The following is a 15,485-nucleotide window of genomic DNA, read 5'->3' as shown; positions in this document are numbered from 1 at the left end:
ATAATAGATTAAATAATCCGTTAGCCCTGCCAAAAGCTAAGACGGATTATTTTTTTGCTGACTTTTGATCAGCTCAACAATTAATGCGATTAAGGCTACGATAAAGGTACCGAAAGCCAGCATTAATTGTAAAGCGTCCGCAACGGACACTTAGGCTACTCCTTTCGTTAGGATTTATGGGCTTTAAGGGTTTAACACCATAAGCACCACCTCCGATCGGAAATAGCCACCGCCTTAACTTCTCTACAAACTTTAATTATACAGGCAAACTAGGAATCTACCAAGCATGTAAGTAATTACAAAGGGTTATTATTATGGAGGCAAAACATGAACATATCTGAACTATCTGAAATTCTGAAATCAAATCAACACGAAACTGACACTTACGATTTTAAAGAACGCTGGGAGAACACAAATAGTGAACTTCTAAAAGATATTCTAAGTTTTGCTAACACAGCTCACCATAAAGATTGCTATTTGATATATGGAATCGATGATAGTAAACACGTTGTTGGCATAACTGATGAAGATAAAAACCAAAAGAACCAACAAATGATCACCGATTTTTTAACACACGTTCATTTTGCCAATGATTCCATTCCAGACGTTATATTCAATAAACTACCTGTTGATGGCAAAATAGTGAATATTCTTACAATCAAAGATAGTGATCAAGTCCCCTTTTATTTAGCAGACGATTTTAAGGGAAAGGGAAGGCCAATTAGCAAGGGGACTATATTCTTCAGAGATAAAGATTCTGATTTTGGATTTCAATCTGTTCCTCCTTACAAAACTATGGAAAAATTGTGGCAGAAACATTTCCACCTCGATTTAAAACCCAAAGATCGTTTCCCGTACTTATTAGATGACATTTGTAATTGGTCATGGCATGATGGTGACCCAGAAAAGTTTGTTTATAATATAGATCCCAATTTTTGCATTGAGATAGAAGAAAGGGAAGACCAAGAAACTTCTATACAGGTTGAAAGCTTTAGCGTAAACTTACCCAATCCCCAAATATTCTGGTCTTCTGTTTCATTAAAATATAATCAACAAGATGTAATGAATCCTTTAACAGGCATGTCTTTAGATGGTGGTAGGGGATTTGTAATTTATCCTGAAATTTCTAAAATAAAGGATTTATATTACTATTATTATTTTGCCAATAGCCTTAGAGAAAAAGTAGGTAATGTCGTTAACTATCAAAAACGACATGCTACAGGTACATTTACGATCGATGACTATTTTAATTCTATAGTACAGTATAGCGATGACAAACAAAAACAACTAATCGAATCGGAAATAGAAAGCAAAAAAATTGATTTTTCTCCAAAAGATAAAGAAGTAAAAGAGCTAAACAAACATTTAACAACCACGTTCGGTAAAAAATATGTGGAAAGGCACACTTTTTCGTCTATGATCAGTCAAATAAAGTTAACTCGATATATAAATAAAACAATAAATAAATGAAGGCTATGCGTTAACCTGCGGAGGTTAAACTAGTTTCCTAATTGATAATCAAAAACGATAGTCTTTAATAAATGAGGGAATCGTCGATTCAATTCTGCTTGTCGTAAGGTTAGATAACTATGAACACCTGAATGTCTAATTGAGATTAAACCATTTAGTCGTAGATTCCTATAATGTTGTGACAAGTTGCTTTTCTTGCCTAGGTCACTAAAAATTTCACAGGAACATTCTTGGTTTTCTTTAAATAGTGTGGATACAATTTTTATCCGAGTGGGGTCACTTAGTGATTTCAATATTTGAGTAAGGGTTAATTTGTCGATGTCAGCGTTAGTAAAAACAGTATCTGTCACCTTCTTGTCACTTCCCATTAAGATAATTTACTTTTCAATTGTTTAGTATATACTAAACAATTGAAAGAAGGAACTGCTATGAACCAAAAATTAGAAATAATTGAACATTACTTTAAACTATCAGATTTAGCTTCTAGTGATCACCAAGCATTAAACGAAATCATCAATTTATTTTCCAATGATGCTGTTGTTGAGGGAGCTAATGGGGTTGTTGCTGATAATACAGCTAAGATTGCTAGTTTCTTTGAGAACTTTTTTAAAGATAATCAGGAACTACGCCATTTATGTTGTATCAGTCCTAATAACGATGAATACAAGACTGAATGGGTTGTTGCCGGTCGCAAAAGGAATGGTAAATTATTTGCGCTTCATGGCTTTGATCAATACCAATTTAGCCAACAAAATAAAATAAGCTTTTTGAAAGTTGAAATTAGTAAGTAGAAAATCAAAGTGGCCACTAGGGTATACCCTAGTGGCCTTTTTTATTTCTGTGCTATACTAGGAATTACGAGTGTTCATTAGAACTGTCCAAAAGGAGAACTGGAAAATGGCTAAAATTGGTTATGCGCGTGTGAGTTCCAAGGAGCAACATTTAGATCGACAGTTAGCGGCTTTAAAAGACGTTGATAAATTATTTACGGATAAATTAAGTGGAGCTAACATTAATCGGCCAGAACTGCAAAAAATGCTGGCCTATATTCGTGAGGGTGATATTGTAATGGTCACTGAATTAGATCGCTTAGGCAGAAACAACTATGATTTGACTAAGATCATGAACTCCATTCAAAGTAAGGGTGCTACCCTAGATGTGTTGAATTTACCGTCCATGACAGGGATTGCTGACCCAAATTTACGTCAACTGATGACCAACTTGATTATTGAACTCTATAAGTATCAGGCCGAGAGTGAACGTAAGCGAATTATTGAGCGCCAGCAGCAAGGGATTGCCTTAGCTAAGCAGCAGGGTAAATATCATGGGCGCAAACCCCAATACACCCAAGACGATCCCCGCTTGCAACATGCTTTTAAACTTTATCAGGCAGGCATGAGTGATGTAGATGTTGCCCGTAATACAGGGATTAAACGGACGACCTTTATTCGATACCGTGTGAAATACGGTATTAAAAGAAAATAGGGCCCCCTTTTGGTTAGCACATGTTAACTGAAAGGGTCCCTATTTTCTTTACTTAAAAGTTGTCTCAGGAATCAGCTTACATCCAAATTTTAGAGTATGATAAAGTTGATTAACAATTTCGATAAAGGCGATGATGGGATGAAAAGCACGACGAAATGGGTAACACGGTGGCCCGAACGAATTAGTTACGGCTTAAGTGACGCCGCCGATAATTTAGTCTTTCAAATGATGACGACCTATTTGCTATTCTTTTACACTGATGTTTATGGACTGACACCAAGCGCGGTGGCCATTTTATTTGTCGTGGCGCGGGTAGCTGACGTTGTTGAAAGTTTTGTCATCGGGATCATGATTGATCACACACATTCACAGTTTGGCAAGAGCCGACCGTTCTTCCTCTGGTATTCGTTACCTTACGTTATTTTTGCGGTTCTCACCTTTGTGACGCCTAACTTTTCGTATAATGGTAAATTAATCTGGGCATATGTGACGTATTTAGGCCTTGGATTTCTGTATACGGCTGTTAATCTGCCAATCACGTCAATCTTACCAACGATGTCGCAGAATACTCGTGAGTTGACGTTGTTGGGTGTCATTCGTCAATTCTTTGGCAGTTCGGTTCAAATTGTGGTGGCGGTATTCACATTACCCTTGGTTGCGTTCTTCGGCCACGGTAATCAGCAAAAAGGGTTCTTGGGCACAATCATCGTGTTTAGCCTGATTTCATTTCTTTTGATTATCAACACGTTTGTCCATGTTCGCGAACGGTTCGCGAATCCTGAAATTGCCCATCAACCGTTAACAACTGTCCTAAAAATGTTGAAACATAATCAGCCATGGATCGTTATGTCAATCGTGATTATCATGTACTGGCTGGTGACGGCAATTAAGAATCAGACAACCATTTACTATTTTAAATATACGGTGGGAAACGAAAACCTGGTACCACTAGCTAACAGTTTTACCCTGGCAGCGTTAATCGGGGTATTGCTGATCATTCGAATTACCGAGGTTCGCAGTAAGAAGCAAACGATGCTTCGCGGTATTTTAATAGCGCTGGTTGGTCAAGCCGTGATTGCGATTGGGGTTTATACCAAAATACTGTGGTTCTTGTTTGGCGGTGTCTTGATTAACTCGATTGGCAATGGGATCATTATCGGCCTCGTCTCAATCATGATTGCTGACACAATCCGTTATGGTGCCAGCATGGGGATCCAAGCCGAGGGAGTTCTGGCTTCAACGGATGACTTTGGCGTTAACGTCGGCCTTGGTGTTGGCGGCTTGATTACAGCTGGTTTGTTTCACTTTTCGGGTTACGTTGCCAATCGAACCCAGAATGCCGCAACTCTCACCATGATTGATTTGAATTATGTTTGGATTCCGTTGGTTATTTATGTGGGGATGTATTTTGTATTGCGGCTTTATGATGAGGGGCGGATTGAACGAGCAATAGAAGCAAGAAAATAAGTCCGAATTATATTCTAAATAATAGTTTTTGATTTGCTAACTAACACCGGTGCGGTGTGATATTATTACCTTTTTGCGCCAACGGTTATTGCAATTGGCCAAATAATCTTGCAACCTCACTTTTGAAATGCAATAGATTGTGAGTCGTTCCAGTTAGCACTATACTGAAACTGAGTCTAAATCTAAAAGGAGTGGTTTGCATGGCTGAAAAGTATACAGCAGAAATCGTGCCATTGAACGCTGAGAAGATTGGCACCGCGCCGCACGGTGCCGCGACGTTCACGATTGATGGTGCGCAAATGAAGATTCATATCGATATGTTTGATACACCTGCTAATGTGCAGCATTGGGAACATTTCCACGGATTCCCGGATGGTAAGCCAGCAGAAATCGCCACAGCGGCACAAGATGCTAATGGTGACGGTTTCGTTGATCTGCCAGAAACAGAACCGGTTTCCGGTACAACGATGGTACCATTTGACGCTGAACCGGCCAAGATGCATGTGCCAAATGACAGTTACCCAGTGGCTGATGCAGAAGGTCACTATGCTTATGACAAACTCGTTGATCTGAAGGAATTGCAGACAGCGTTTAATGCCGCTTTTGGCAGTGACGATTTGCAGCTTGATAAAAGGGTCATTTATATTCATGGTGTGCCGGATACCTTGAAGCTACCGGCTACTGTTCAAGGAACTGTCATGAACTACGATGCCCACGTTACTTTACCAATTGCAGTTGGGAAAATCATCAAAGCTTAAACTAATTAGTTGAATAAATAACCTATAAGTAGTCTTGAAACTTACTGGCAATACGCCTGCTGTTTCAAGGCTACTTTTGGGTTTGAAGACCTTATTTACCTATAAATAGAGCTTTTTACATTATATGTACAGATTAATACGGCTCTGGTGCAAAGTTTGCTTGGCAACTTCATTCTAGTATACTGAGTGACAAGAAACGAGGGATTGTGCGCATGAATTACTTTAAAGGACGCCACTTTCAACAGGATATCATTATAGTAGCCGTTGGCTACTATTTTAGGTTCAGTCTCAGCTACCGTGATATCGTTGAATTGCTACGTGATCGCGGGGTTAGTGTGCAGCACACCACGGTCATGCGTTGGGTTCATCATTATGGTCCCATCTTTAAGGCTTTATGGCGCCAACATCAAACCTCCCATACCAAAAGTTGGATGATAGACGAGACTTACATTAACGTCAAAGGTCATTGGACTTATCTGTATCGTGCAATTGATAGCAACGGTCTGACACTCGACTTCGAACTGCGAAAGCATCGTGATTATGCGGCAGCCTATCACTTTTTGAAACGGCTTTTGACGACCAATGGTCGTCCTGATCGCTTAGTCACCGATCAATATCGAGCAACACTTAAGGCAGTGAAGCACCTGATGAAACAAGACTACTTGAGCAAATCAGCACACCAATGTTCCAAGTATCGAAACAATTTAATCGAACAAGATCATCGATTCATTAAACGACACCGGGTGCGGTCAGCAAGTTTCCAAAGCATCCGAACCGCTAGTGCAACACTCAGCGGCATTGAAGTCATCCATGCATTACGCAAGAAAACCCGACGAGAGCTAAGCCTCATCGGGTTTTCAGCCGTGGACGAATTAAAAGCGATGGTGCCAGCATAACCTACAACACCCTATCAACAACTAGGTAAAAGGCACACTCTCAGACTATTTGCACCAGAGCCCTAAGCGGGCCTTTGCTGATTTGATTGCACTAGCTACCGAGACGATCGTTGATGCGACCAGCCTAACCGTCGTCACCAGTGACCCACTCAGTGTCGACCGTCAACAGCGACTCACCCATTTTGAAGCCCGGCCCTTACTCGCGCCGGTAGATTTGTCCAACACCACGTCAATTCCGGTTACAACCATTCAGGCAACGACCCAGGCTAAACTTGCCGAGCTCCCACGAACAACCCAGCGGCTCGTCAACCCAGATCTTTACCCGGTCTACATGACGACCACACTCAGCCAGTTACAAACTAGTTTGTTGAATAAAATGACGATACTAGCAGATTAACAAACGAACACGCGTAGCAACGACCAAAGCCACTTCTGTACTTAGCGTTCAAATGACCGCTAAGTACAGAAGTGGCTTTAGTTTATATCAAGTAACAGTTAGCTCACTGACCAGTAATTTGATCATGTTCACCCGGGGTCAATATTTTGGTCATCACCGTAATCAAATACGCTTGTTCGCGCTCAATTTCAGTTCCCGGCAATTCCAGCATTAACTGCGCTAGGTAACCGAATAGCTGCGATAACAAACTTTGCAGTATCAAATCATTCGGCCAATCCACAATCAAATGATCTGCTTTTAGTTTATTTATGACACTTCCCATCTGCTTGACCATCTTAGGCGCAATCTGGCTAAGAATCTGTTCGCGTCGTTCGGTGTCAAAAGCTGCCATTTCAAAAATGACCTTTAACTCTTTCACGTTAGCTTTAGCAAATGCAACTCGGTCCGTAAAAATTGCTGTGACGAATGCCTGTAGACTGGGATAACGCTGCCGTAATTCATCCTCTGAAAAATCACTCGCTAAGATTGGCACAATGTGCGCGGTAATTGGTGCTAAGATGGCATCCCGTAAGGCAGCCTTAGTCTTATACCGCCGATAGACCGTCCCCTCCGCAACGCCGGCCCGTTGTGCAATATCACTAGTACTGGTCTGGTCAAAACCCTTTTCAGCAAACAAATCGAGACTTGCCTGGAGGATGGCCCGTTGCTTAGGTGTAATCGTTTCATTCTGACTTAGATCCTGTTGAAAATAATCCCGTATCCGTGGTCGTTCCATATCCTCACACCTTCCGATAACGTTTCATTCCAACAATATTCAACATTGTTAGTACGACCATAAACCCTACTAATATTAACAAATTGACACCAATATCGCCAAGCCCAGCACCCTTTGTCACAACAGCCGTCAACGCATTAGCACCATAGTATAACGGCATGATGTGGGCAATTGCTTGCAACCAACTGGCCATGCCATCGACTGGAACCAACCCAGCAAAAAAGATTTGTGGTACAACAATCAGTGGAATAAACTGAATCATTTGAAATTCTGAGTTAGCAAAGGTGGAAATAAAGATACCCAAGGTCAAAGCCACTAACGCTAATAATAAGTTAGTCAGAAAGACCAGCCAAATACTACCAACTAAGTGAATCTTGAAGACCGTAATTGTAAAAACAACGGTCAGGACAGTCTGAATGATGGCAAAGCCCCCATAACCAATTAGATAGCCCATAATAATTTCACTCCGTCGAATTGGGGTTGCAAGTAGCCGGCTTAGGGTTCCAGTAGTGCGTTCATTCAAAAGTGAAACGCCAGAAATCAAGAACACAAAGAAGAAGACAAAGAAACCGAGAAAGGCTGGCAAAAAGCTTTCAAAGAACGTTGAATCACTACTACCATAAATATAATGAGACTTAGTCGTATAACTGGTTGCTTTAGCTGACTGAGTCGAACTAGACGTCGTGGCTGTGGCCTGCTTGAGTTGCTTTTGTAATTTCTCAGCAGTTGCCTGGTCACCGCGGGCCTGGGCTTGTGCAATGGCAGTCTTCAGCTTGGTCACCGTTGCTTGTGTCTGGGCTGCTGTCAGCTTCTTCAAAGCGGCTTGTTGCGATTCAAGGGCCGCGCGCTGTTTCTTAGTAACGGTCACCAGCGTCTTCATTTTCAACTTGACTAATCCTGATTGTAAACTCGCCTTAATTAAAGACGTGTTGGTTGGATTGCTATTTGAATAAGTAATCGTCAATTGACCATTTTTCTGAGTCAAATAGCCATCTAGATCATGCTGCTTAATCATTTTCCGTGCCTGTGAACTATCATAATGATGAATCGTCACGTTTTTGGTATCGATCACGTTAACCACGGATTGGTCTACATGATGAACACCCAAGCTTGCTACTTGCGTCGTGTTGTTTTGAAATAAGAAATACATCAGCGTCATAATCAGCAATGGTGCCAAAAACATCAGCGCCAAGGTACGCTTATCACGTAACATTTGCTTAAAAACTCGTCTAACGATTGCCATCGTTCGCATCTTGCATCCGCCCCGCTTTCAAAAAGACCTGTTCGATCGTATCTACTGCATACTGTTGTTTCAGTGCCGCGGGTGTCCCCTCAGCAAGCGCAATCCCGTGCCGAATCAACATGAGATAATCACACCGTTCTGCTTCGTCCATGACATGCGTTGTCACGAGCATCGACTTACCGGTATCCTTGAGCTTATTTAGTTCGGTCCAAATTTGTTGCCGTAATTCTGGATCAATCCCAACGGTCGGTTCATCTAAAATCAATAATTGGGGATCCTGAATCAGGGCAATTGCCAACGACAAGCGCCGTTTCATCCCACCCGAATAGCCACTGACCCGCTTGTCTAATTGGGACGTTAAATCAACTAATCCGGCTGCATAATCAATCATCTGTGCTAACTTTATTTTTGGAACGCTCATCAATTGCCCAAACAAGGTCAGGTTTTCACGGGCCGTTAGTGTCTCATACAAAGCGTCACTTTGGGCCATATACCCTACTTGTGCCATTACCGCCCTATTGGGCATCACCGTATCCATGACTTTAACAGTGCCACTATCCACAGCTTCCATCCCTAAAATACTCTTGATCAAGGTGGTCTTCCCAGCTCCTGATGGCCCAATCAAGCCATAAATCATTCCAGCCGGCAGTGTCAAATCAATCTGATTGAGCACTTGCTGATGCCCAAAGTGCTTGCTGACCTGCTTGGCGATGACATAATCCGTTGCCATTTTAATAACCCTCTTTCTCAAAGCGAGTGTATACTCACTCACTTAATGGCCTTAGTATAATCAGTACATCTCGGTTTGTCAACATTAAAATGAGTTATCACTCACTTATTTTGTTTCCGGCCTATTTGTCACCGCATTGCAAACAAAAATGCGCCACCCCGTTGTTGGGATGTCGCATTTTAATTAAATAGCAGCACTGATATAAGCGTTAGCAATGTTTAAGCCTACCGATTTTTTAATATTATTTTATTCATCAATTTCCGGCGCCGACCCAAGCTCTGCCTGAATCATCCAGATTTTCTTCTCAATTGCGGTTTTGAGACCAATGAAAATATCTTGGGTACTGAAGTCTTTTTCAACATCGGATACTTCAATGCCGTGTTGGTAAAGGTCTTCCAAGTAACGATAGCCATCAACTAAGTGTGCGAGGCGTTCTGGGGTTGTTTTGTCCCATTCACCAGGCCAGTCTTGAATCTTAGTGTTTTCGGCCATTTCTTTTAAGGTCGAGTAAGGACTGCCATCAAGCGCAATCAGCCGTTCAGAAATGACATCGAGTTGGCTGTCAATTTCTTCCATGAACTCATCCATCAAGGGGTGCAACTTCAAAAAGTTGGGTCCACGCATGTACCAATGCGTCTGATGGATAATCATTGACATCTGGCTCAAATCGGCAACGAGTTGATTTAATACTGCTTTGGTTTTCGTATATTTCATTAGATTGATCTCCTTTCGATATGGTTATTATAACTTAGTGGTAGCTTAATCTGAAACGTTATACACTGGCAAATTAAGTTATTTATAGCCCGTAGAATTAAGTCGTTTTGAAAAGATGGAGACGTTATATGGTAGATTGTAAAATTAAATAAATCTACAATTGAATTTTATTTACCTTATGAAGATGTTCAAAACGCGTTAAAGGAAAGTGCGCAAAACCCCTTTATACGTACAAAGGATGAATGGGTAGTGGGTAACAATGAGTGTAAATTAAATAAGGCACAAAAAAGGATGCTTAAGGATAAAGAAATATATAATCATTTCAATCTAGAAAATATTTCCAGTTCCATCAAAACGGAGCTAAACAAGATAGTGCATGACATCGATGACTAATACTTTAACACCAAACAGAAAGGGGCTATGAATATATAGGGTCTATACTAGATAATGGACCCTATTTATTGAAATGGGAGAGTAATTTTTTCAAAGAAAAGGGGGTAAAAACTATGATTAAAAAAGGCATTACAAGAGTAATAATAAAAGTAATGAATTCTTGGAGTTCAATTTTTTCAACGTTACCAGGGTAACTTTTGGGAATCGGAATTAAAAAGTCGAGGAAGATTGGTAAATATACAATGCTATTAACTATTACAACACTACTTATTCCGATTACGTAATGAACCATAGAAAAAGTTAGGACTTGATTGTGTCTGAAGTATTTTTTTTGAGCCTGCTGTACAGTTTTTTTCCTAGTTACAATGTCATGCCTTGCAGCGTTGAATAGGAGTGAAAAGCCTATTAATGCAACAATTATTAATATAAAGCCGAATGAATTGGTAACTCCAACTTCTGAAGTGAAATTTAGAAAAAAAGGGCCCAAATATTTGGAGATGAACCAACTAGATAAAATTGAAATAATAATTGTAAGAATGTTTTTAAAATAGCCATTTTCAATGATAGTATCATTTATATGGTCACATAAATATAAAAAATCAATTGTTATGAGAAAAAAAACAACTAATATTACGATTAACCATGAGTACAAGGCTGATTTAGCACCTCTTTCTATTTTTTAGATAAAAGTAAAAAACTAAAATAAGTAAAATGATAAACTAATATATATAGTTTATCATTTTGCTTATTACTTTCTATGCGTTTTGTTCAATTAACTTGCGAAAAGCTTTAGCGGCGTCTTTTGCTTCACTGTCAGTATAAGAAGGATATTTTTGTAATTTAAACTTTTTAAAAGCCAATAAAGCGGTTTTATAAGCTGCACCCCATGAACCTGTACCACCTTTTAAAAGAGTATATGTGTCGTTCTGTAGTGAATCAAGGTCATCATCAAAACGATTACTTAGGTAAGAATTAAAGCGAACGGAGCTTTCATTACCGGTGTAATAAGTTTTAATAATTTTGGATATAGTTTGGTTGTTTTGCGAATGGATTGTACTGTAAACGTTAAGTGCATCCAAATCGTCAACCAAATCTTCCCTTCCAAATTGCCCTTTATTACCTACATATGCAGTAATTGATTCATAAAAAGAGCCGTATTTTTTCTGGTTAAGATGAGCATCTTCTATACTTGTTAAAAGATCTCCACACCAGCCCCCAAGGTCCTGAATTCCTGAGGCTGACTGTGGTTCTCCCCAAAATAAAAGTGCGTTTAAAGAAGCCATCATGTGTGGTAAGCCAATTTTTATGCCAGTAGTACTATCATAAAGAGTTTCGAAGTCACTTTCTTTTGAAACATGTAATGCTGAGTGGTAGCGTCAAGAATCTTGTGTAAATGAAATGCCTTCGTACATATAATATGTATCTAACTTAAATAAATGATGCTTCCAAGGTGTCCTGGAGTCCTTTGAACCCTCGGTGGATCCGCTTCAGAGACTTCTCGTTATAAACATTAAACTGAGAAACCAGGAAGCGATCCAGTGAATCTTCCGTTGGAAATTGTTCTTTGTGGTGGGTGGTGCGCTTGAGATGCTTATTAAAGTTCTCAATCAGGTTAGTGGAGTATAGTGATTGCCGGATAGCTGGTGGAAAGTCCATGAAAGTGAGTAAATTCGGCATTTTAAGCAGATCTTTGATTAATTTGGGATAGGTCTGATGCCAGTTGTTGGCGAACTCATTCAGTTTCAGTTCGGCTGCTTCACGGTTGGCGGCCCGATGAACTTGTTTAAAGTCACTGATCACGGCCTTGCGGTCTTTTACGCGAACTTTGTTCATCAGATTCCGCCCAACATGAACCAGGCAACGTTGTCGTTTGGCTTTAGGGAAATGCCGATTCAAGCCTTCATCCAAACCAACTAACCCATCGGCCACAAACAACAGCACATCTTTAACGCCCTGCTTGATCAAGGTTCCCAGCAGTTCAGTCCAGATTCCAGTCGATTCCGTTGGCGCCACTTGGTAGTTCAGCACTTCTTTCGTACCATCTGGACGAATGCCAATCGCAATATGAACGGCTTCTTTTTGAACGGTATCCCGCTTTAACGGCAAGTAAGTGGCATCTAAGAAGATGGCCGCATATTGTGAAGCCAGTCGACGTTGCTGGAAAGCTTGAACCTGTTCATTGACGGCTTTAGTCATGTTGGAAACCGTGGCTTTGGAGTAGTGAGCACCGTACATTTTCTCAATGAGTTCGGCAATTTCAGCAGTGGTAATTCCCTTGGTATACAACTGAATGACCGTTGTTTCTAAATTATCACTGTGCCGACCGTAGGCTGGCAAGGTATGATTTTCAAACCGGCCATTGCGATCTCGAGGAATGGTTAAGTTAAGTTGGCCGTACTTCGTATCAAACGAGCGCTCATAACTGCCGTTGCGGTTATTACCAGTGTTAATCCCAGCGTATGAGTAGCGTTCGTAACCCAAAAACTCTGCCAATTCGGTTTGAAGCAGCTGGTTAATCGCAATTTCGAGGTGGTGACGAAAAACTTCGTCCAAATCTTGCTTTTGGGCTAGTGCAGCGATAATTTCTGTGGTAAGTTCATTCATGGGGAATGCCTCCTGTGATGTTTTCTGTGGTTACTAAATATCATAAGGGAAGGCATTCCCTATTTCTATACAATTCAGAAATCTTTTATGCATTTACACAAGATATTTTACGCTCTCTGCTGAGTTTGCGAATGCTAACCAGCTAGTATTTAATCCACCGGCCAAGGGTGCCCAACTTGGTGAAGAATAGGAAAATTGTCTATAAAATTGGGTAACAAGTTGTTCAGCAGGTGTTGAAGAGCTTTCACCGCTGATATAACTATATGCCTGGTCTTCTACTTGTTGCAGTTGGGTAAAGAAAGCAGCGTTAGGATTTATATTAACTTTGGTAACTTTAGAAACTCCGTTATCTTTACCAGAGACAGCAACTTGATCCATATCAATCCCTGTTGAAGCTCCAGTAAATTCATTGAATTGATCAAAGCTCCAATTTTCAGGCATTTTGAACCCTAAATTTCCGCTCCATCCAGAAGACATATCAGCAACAAAACTATACTTAACTAAGTGGTTTACATGCAAGCACGCATTGCGTGTTCCATAAATACCTGCTTTATATTCAGTTGATCCTATAATACCAGTAATACCCTCGAAATAGGGGACAACCGTACTACTCATGTTTCCATCTTGAATATCAACATCAACGGCAAAATAGATAACTGTCCCACTTGGTAGGCCAAGCTGACGTGCAGTATTAACGGCAATAGAAGCGTCTGCGAAACCTTGCTTGCTATTAAAATAACTTTCTTCATAACCTCCATCTTCGTAAATCGGAAAAATCTTAAGGTTAGCATCTAATAGCAGTTTAACTTCAGTGTTAGTCAAATTTTTATCTCGTTTATCAGCACCAGTCCCGACGCTTCCTGTCAAATAACGGCCGATAATGTTATAGCCAGCTGCTTTCAGTGATTTAGCCGTAGCAGCTGATGTGATTTGAGTAGCCATGTCGACACCATCTGAAGATCGGTTAGTGTTACCATTACTAGTTAATAAGCCTTTGATCACAGTTAGGTCAGCAGTTGAAGTATAAGGAGGCAACTTCATGAATTTTCTAAAGGAAACTATACCGTCGGCAACATTTTGTGTAAATTGGCCATTGAAGGCGCCTGAATAGAAACCATTAACGTAAAGACCATATTGAATAATTTTAACGATTGCCCCAGTTGCGCCAGAATTAACAGTTGGTGTTTTATTGATCGTACCAGGACCATAATAACCATTAGCAGTTCCAGTATCCATACCTTCCACTGACTGCAAAGCATAAATCAAAGCAGTGTTCGTATCCCTTTGATAAATTCCATCACATGGTAAAATACCAGTGTAAGCTTGATAATCATGATTAAGCTGTTGTTGCATTGAACGGATTTTAGCGTCCCCACCAGGAACTAAAACAAACGCGCTCATTGTCAACAAGGCTTTCATAATATCCGAGTTTACATTGGCGCTGGTGTCTTTGATACCGGCGTCTTTTTTTAATTCAACGACAGCAGCAGCCGTGTTAGTAGTAAATTCTCCGGTAAAGTCTTCAGGGTTGATACCCTTACACCAAAAGCCACCTTGGATTATTTTAACAACATTGTGCTTAAAGCCAGTTTTAACTTTATTAGCAAATTGAGTATCCCATTTAGCGGCAGTTGAAGGGCCAAAATTATCAACTAGATCTGTGATACCTAATTCGTGTTGCAGGGCTCTAGTTAACCCATAAACTGTGTTCCAACCAGTATTACCGTCCTCGGGTACTTTACCAAAGCCAGAAACTTTACCGTAAGTTTTGTTGAGCCAGACTTGTGTTTCTTTTACCATTTCATCCATACATAAATCGTCCTTTCTGTGTTGTTTAGCAACCATAAGCGCCTACAACGAACAAGCTATCAAATGAGTAAGCAGTTTCTGATTCAACCTCCTTAAAAATTATTTGCTCAATATTCGAACACACGTTCGAGTAGACGGCTTAATTTTAGCACAGAAAAACAAGAAAACAAATTTTTGTCGGATTATTTTCGAACAAAAAAGATCTTCCAGGAAAATGGGAAGATCAAGTAAGCTATATATTTTTAAGGGCCCATTTTTACCAAATACCCCCTAGAAAACGTTGAAAGAATAACCCCTAATATCTATAATGTAGATATTAGGGGTTATTTATTTTTATATACCAGAAATAGCTTCTTTTATTCGTTATTTTTTCGATACCTTTTAGAACGATTTTGACCAGGAAATAAACGATCATGCGATCCGACTCGAATGCCAATTAAGACTAGTTCATCTTTATCAATCGTGTAAACCACCAGGACATCGTTAGTTTCGCTTGGTATTTTGTTTTTCGGGGTATCTCGTAAGTGAAATTCATTATACCCGCTCATTCGCCGATTAAGCTCATGATCTTCAAATTCTGGTGGTAATTGTTGTTGCTCAAGCAACAGGTCAATGGCTGCTTGAACTTCATCAATAATAGATTTGTCTAAACTGGCTAGCCGTTTTAGATCAGCATTAAAGGTTGCATGTGGTTTAAATCTTAGTTTTTTCATTATTTAAACTGACCCCAATAATCATCATCTG

17 protein-coding genes are annotated in these 15,485 nt (G+C 40.1%); 7 read left to right on the top strand and 10 right to left on the bottom strand.

Translation table 11 applies throughout. The features are described 5' to 3' along the window. Positions 1-36: 36 nt before the first annotated feature. On the bottom strand, positions 37-123 hold the full coding sequence (locus IV64_RS12085) for a putative holin-like toxin (protein WP_153152501.1): 87 nt from the start codon (positions 121-123) through the stop codon (positions 37-39). 204 nt (positions 124-327) lie between these two features. Between IV64_RS12085 and IV64_RS12080 the strand changes: the two genes are divergently transcribed. Next, entirely contained in the window at positions 328-1,470 is a 1,143-nt protein-coding gene (locus IV64_RS12080) for an AlbA family DNA-binding domain-containing protein (protein WP_047021677.1), read from the top strand. A gap of 29 nt (positions 1,471-1,499) precedes the next feature. Here IV64_RS12080 and IV64_RS14190 read toward each other — a convergent pair whose 3' ends face one another. Then, the gene (locus IV64_RS14190; RefSeq protein ID WP_080952783.1) at positions 1,500-1,838 is read right to left on the bottom strand and encodes an ArsR/SmtB family transcription factor; all 339 of its coding nucleotides are present in this window, start codon (positions 1,836-1,838) and stop codon (positions 1,500-1,502) included. 60 nt (positions 1,839-1,898) lie between these two features. Here IV64_RS14190 and IV64_RS12075 point away from each other — a divergent pair, with 60 nt between their 5' ends. The 6 genes from IV64_RS12075 (at position 1,899) to IV64_RS12050 (ending at position 6,473) form a co-directional block, all read left to right on the top strand. Continuing rightward, positions 1,899-2,261, top strand: a complete 363-nt coding sequence (locus tag IV64_RS12075) for a hypothetical protein (protein ID WP_047021676.1) — start codon at positions 1,899-1,901, stop codon at positions 2,259-2,261. 106 nt (positions 2,262-2,367) lie between these two features. Next, a complete protein-coding gene (locus IV64_RS12070) occupies positions 2,368-2,955 on the top strand; it encodes a recombinase family protein (protein ID WP_057707483.1) in 588 nt (195 codons plus the stop codon). A 138-nt stretch (positions 2,956-3,093) separates the two neighbouring features. Beyond that, positions 3,094-4,422 carry a glycoside-pentoside-hexuronide (GPH):cation symporter gene (locus IV64_RS12065; protein WP_057707484.1) on the top strand — a complete coding sequence of 443 codons (1,329 nt, stop codon included), beginning with the start codon at positions 3,094-3,096 and terminating at the stop codon, positions 4,420-4,422. A gap of 200 nt (positions 4,423-4,622) precedes the next feature. After that, positions 4,623-5,180: a hypothetical protein gene (locus IV64_RS12060; RefSeq protein WP_002825826.1), complete on the top strand. Its 558-nt coding sequence runs from the start codon at positions 4,623-4,625 to the stop codon at positions 5,178-5,180. A gap of 212 nt (positions 5,181-5,392) precedes the next feature. After that, complete coding sequence (locus IV64_RS12055) at positions 5,393-6,076, top strand: IS6 family transposase (RefSeq protein WP_057707482.1); 684 nt, start codon at positions 5,393-5,395, stop codon at positions 6,074-6,076. Positions 6,077-6,125: 49 nt separating this feature from the next. Continuing rightward, positions 6,126-6,473 carry a hypothetical protein gene (locus tag IV64_RS12050; protein WP_057707481.1) on the top strand — a complete coding sequence of 116 codons (348 nt, stop codon included), beginning with the start codon at positions 6,126-6,128 and terminating at the stop codon, positions 6,471-6,473. Between the two features lie 103 nt (positions 6,474-6,576). Here the strand turns inward: IV64_RS12050 and IV64_RS12045 are convergent, their stop codons facing one another. The 8 genes from IV64_RS12045 to IV64_RS12005 all read right to left on the bottom strand — a co-directional run bounded on the left by IV64_RS12045 (position 6,577) and on the right by IV64_RS12005 (position 15,454). Beyond that, positions 6,577-7,248, bottom strand: coding sequence for a TetR/AcrR family transcriptional regulator (locus IV64_RS12045; RefSeq protein WP_057707480.1), 672 nt, complete (start codon positions 7,246-7,248; stop codon positions 6,577-6,579). A 4-nt stretch (positions 7,249-7,252) separates the two neighbouring features. After that, positions 7,253-8,500 carry an ABC transporter permease gene (locus tag IV64_RS12040; RefSeq protein ID WP_031547128.1) on the bottom strand — a complete coding sequence of 416 codons (1,248 nt, stop codon included), beginning with the start codon at positions 8,498-8,500 and terminating at the stop codon, positions 7,253-7,255. Continuing rightward, positions 8,478-9,221, bottom strand: coding sequence for an ABC transporter ATP-binding protein (locus IV64_RS12035; protein WP_003581836.1), 744 nt, complete (start codon positions 9,219-9,221; stop codon positions 8,478-8,480). Before IV64_RS12035 ends, IV64_RS12040 begins: the two co-directional genes overlap by 23 nt. 246 nt (positions 9,222-9,467) lie before the next feature. Then, positions 9,468-9,935, bottom strand: coding sequence for a Dps family protein (locus tag IV64_RS12030; RefSeq protein ID WP_003587210.1), 468 nt, complete (start codon positions 9,933-9,935; stop codon positions 9,468-9,470). Positions 9,936-11,083: 1,148 nt separating this feature from the next. Then, positions 11,084-11,614 carry a hypothetical protein gene (locus IV64_RS14435; protein ID WP_237757343.1) on the bottom strand — a complete coding sequence of 177 codons (531 nt, stop codon included), beginning with the start codon at positions 11,612-11,614 and terminating at the stop codon, positions 11,084-11,086. 142 nt (positions 11,615-11,756) lie between these two features. After that, positions 11,757-12,932, bottom strand: a complete 1,176-nt coding sequence (locus IV64_RS12015; protein WP_003561746.1) for an IS256-like element IS1310 family transposase — start codon at positions 12,930-12,932, stop codon at positions 11,757-11,759. 93 nt (positions 12,933-13,025) lie between these two features. Further along, complete coding sequence (locus IV64_RS12010) at positions 13,026-14,741, bottom strand: glycoside hydrolase domain-containing protein (protein ID WP_237757342.1); 1,716 nt, start codon at positions 14,739-14,741, stop codon at positions 13,026-13,028. Positions 14,742-15,097: 356 nt separating this feature from the next. Further along, positions 15,098-15,454, bottom strand: coding sequence for a type II toxin-antitoxin system YafQ family toxin (locus tag IV64_RS12005; protein ID WP_057707478.1), 357 nt, complete (start codon positions 15,452-15,454; stop codon positions 15,098-15,100). Positions 15,455-15,485: the final 31 nt, after the last annotated feature.

Origin of the sequence: Lactiplantibacillus xiangfangensis, assembly GCF_001438845.1 — a bacterium.
GTDB lineage: Bacteria > Bacillota > Bacilli > Lactobacillales > Lactobacillaceae > Lactiplantibacillus > Lactiplantibacillus xiangfangensis.
This window is presented reverse-complemented; position numbering and strand designations above follow the sequence as displayed.

Bases quoted from the DNA above. Each gene is read 5' to 3' on its own strand.
- IV64_RS12070 (WP_057707483.1), top strand. From the start codon at position 2,368: ATGGCTAAAATTGGTTATGCGCGTGTGAGTTCCAAGGAGCAACATTTA.
- IV64_RS12015 (WP_003561746.1), bottom strand. From the start codon at position 12,932: ATGAATGAACTTACCACAGAAATTATCGCTGCACTAGCCCAAAAGCAA.
- IV64_RS12065 (WP_057707484.1), top strand. From the start codon at position 3,094: ATGAAAAGCACGACGAAATGGGTAACACGGTGGCCCGAACGAATTAGT.
- IV64_RS12045 (WP_057707480.1), bottom strand. From the start codon at position 7,248: ATGGAACGACCACGGATACGGGATTATTTTCAACAGGATCTAAGTCAG.
- IV64_RS12010 (WP_237757342.1), bottom strand. From the start codon at position 14,741: ATGGATGAAATGGTAAAAGAAACACAAGTCTGGCTCAACAAAACTTAC.
- IV64_RS12075 (WP_047021676.1), top strand. From the start codon at position 1,899: ATGAACCAAAAATTAGAAATAATTGAACATTACTTTAAACTATCAGAT.
- IV64_RS12085 (WP_153152501.1), bottom strand. From the start codon at position 123: ATGCTGGCTTTCGGTACCTTTATCGTAGCCTTAATCGCATTAATTGTT.
- IV64_RS14435 (WP_237757343.1), bottom strand. From the start codon at position 11,614: ATGATGGCTTCTTTAAACGCACTTTTATTTTGGGGAGAACCACAGTCA.
- IV64_RS12040 (WP_031547128.1), bottom strand. From the start codon at position 8,500: ATGCGAACGATGGCAATCGTTAGACGAGTTTTTAAGCAAATGTTACGT.
- IV64_RS12055 (WP_057707482.1), top strand. From the start codon at position 5,393: ATGAATTACTTTAAAGGACGCCACTTTCAACAGGATATCATTATAGTA.
- IV64_RS14190 (WP_080952783.1), bottom strand. From the start codon at position 1,838: ATGGGAAGTGACAAGAAGGTGACAGATACTGTTTTTACTAACGCTGAC.
- IV64_RS12080 (WP_047021677.1), top strand. From the start codon at position 328: ATGAACATATCTGAACTATCTGAAATTCTGAAATCAAATCAACACGAA.
- IV64_RS12030 (WP_003587210.1), bottom strand. From the start codon at position 9,935: ATGAAATATACGAAAACCAAAGCAGTATTAAATCAACTCGTTGCCGAT.
- IV64_RS12005 (WP_057707478.1), bottom strand. From the start codon at position 15,454: ATGAAAAAACTAAGATTTAAACCACATGCAACCTTTAATGCTGATCTA.
- IV64_RS12060 (WP_002825826.1), top strand. From the start codon at position 4,623: ATGGCTGAAAAGTATACAGCAGAAATCGTGCCATTGAACGCTGAGAAG.
- IV64_RS12035 (WP_003581836.1), bottom strand. From the start codon at position 9,221: ATGGCAACGGATTATGTCATCGCCAAGCAGGTCAGCAAGCACTTTGGG.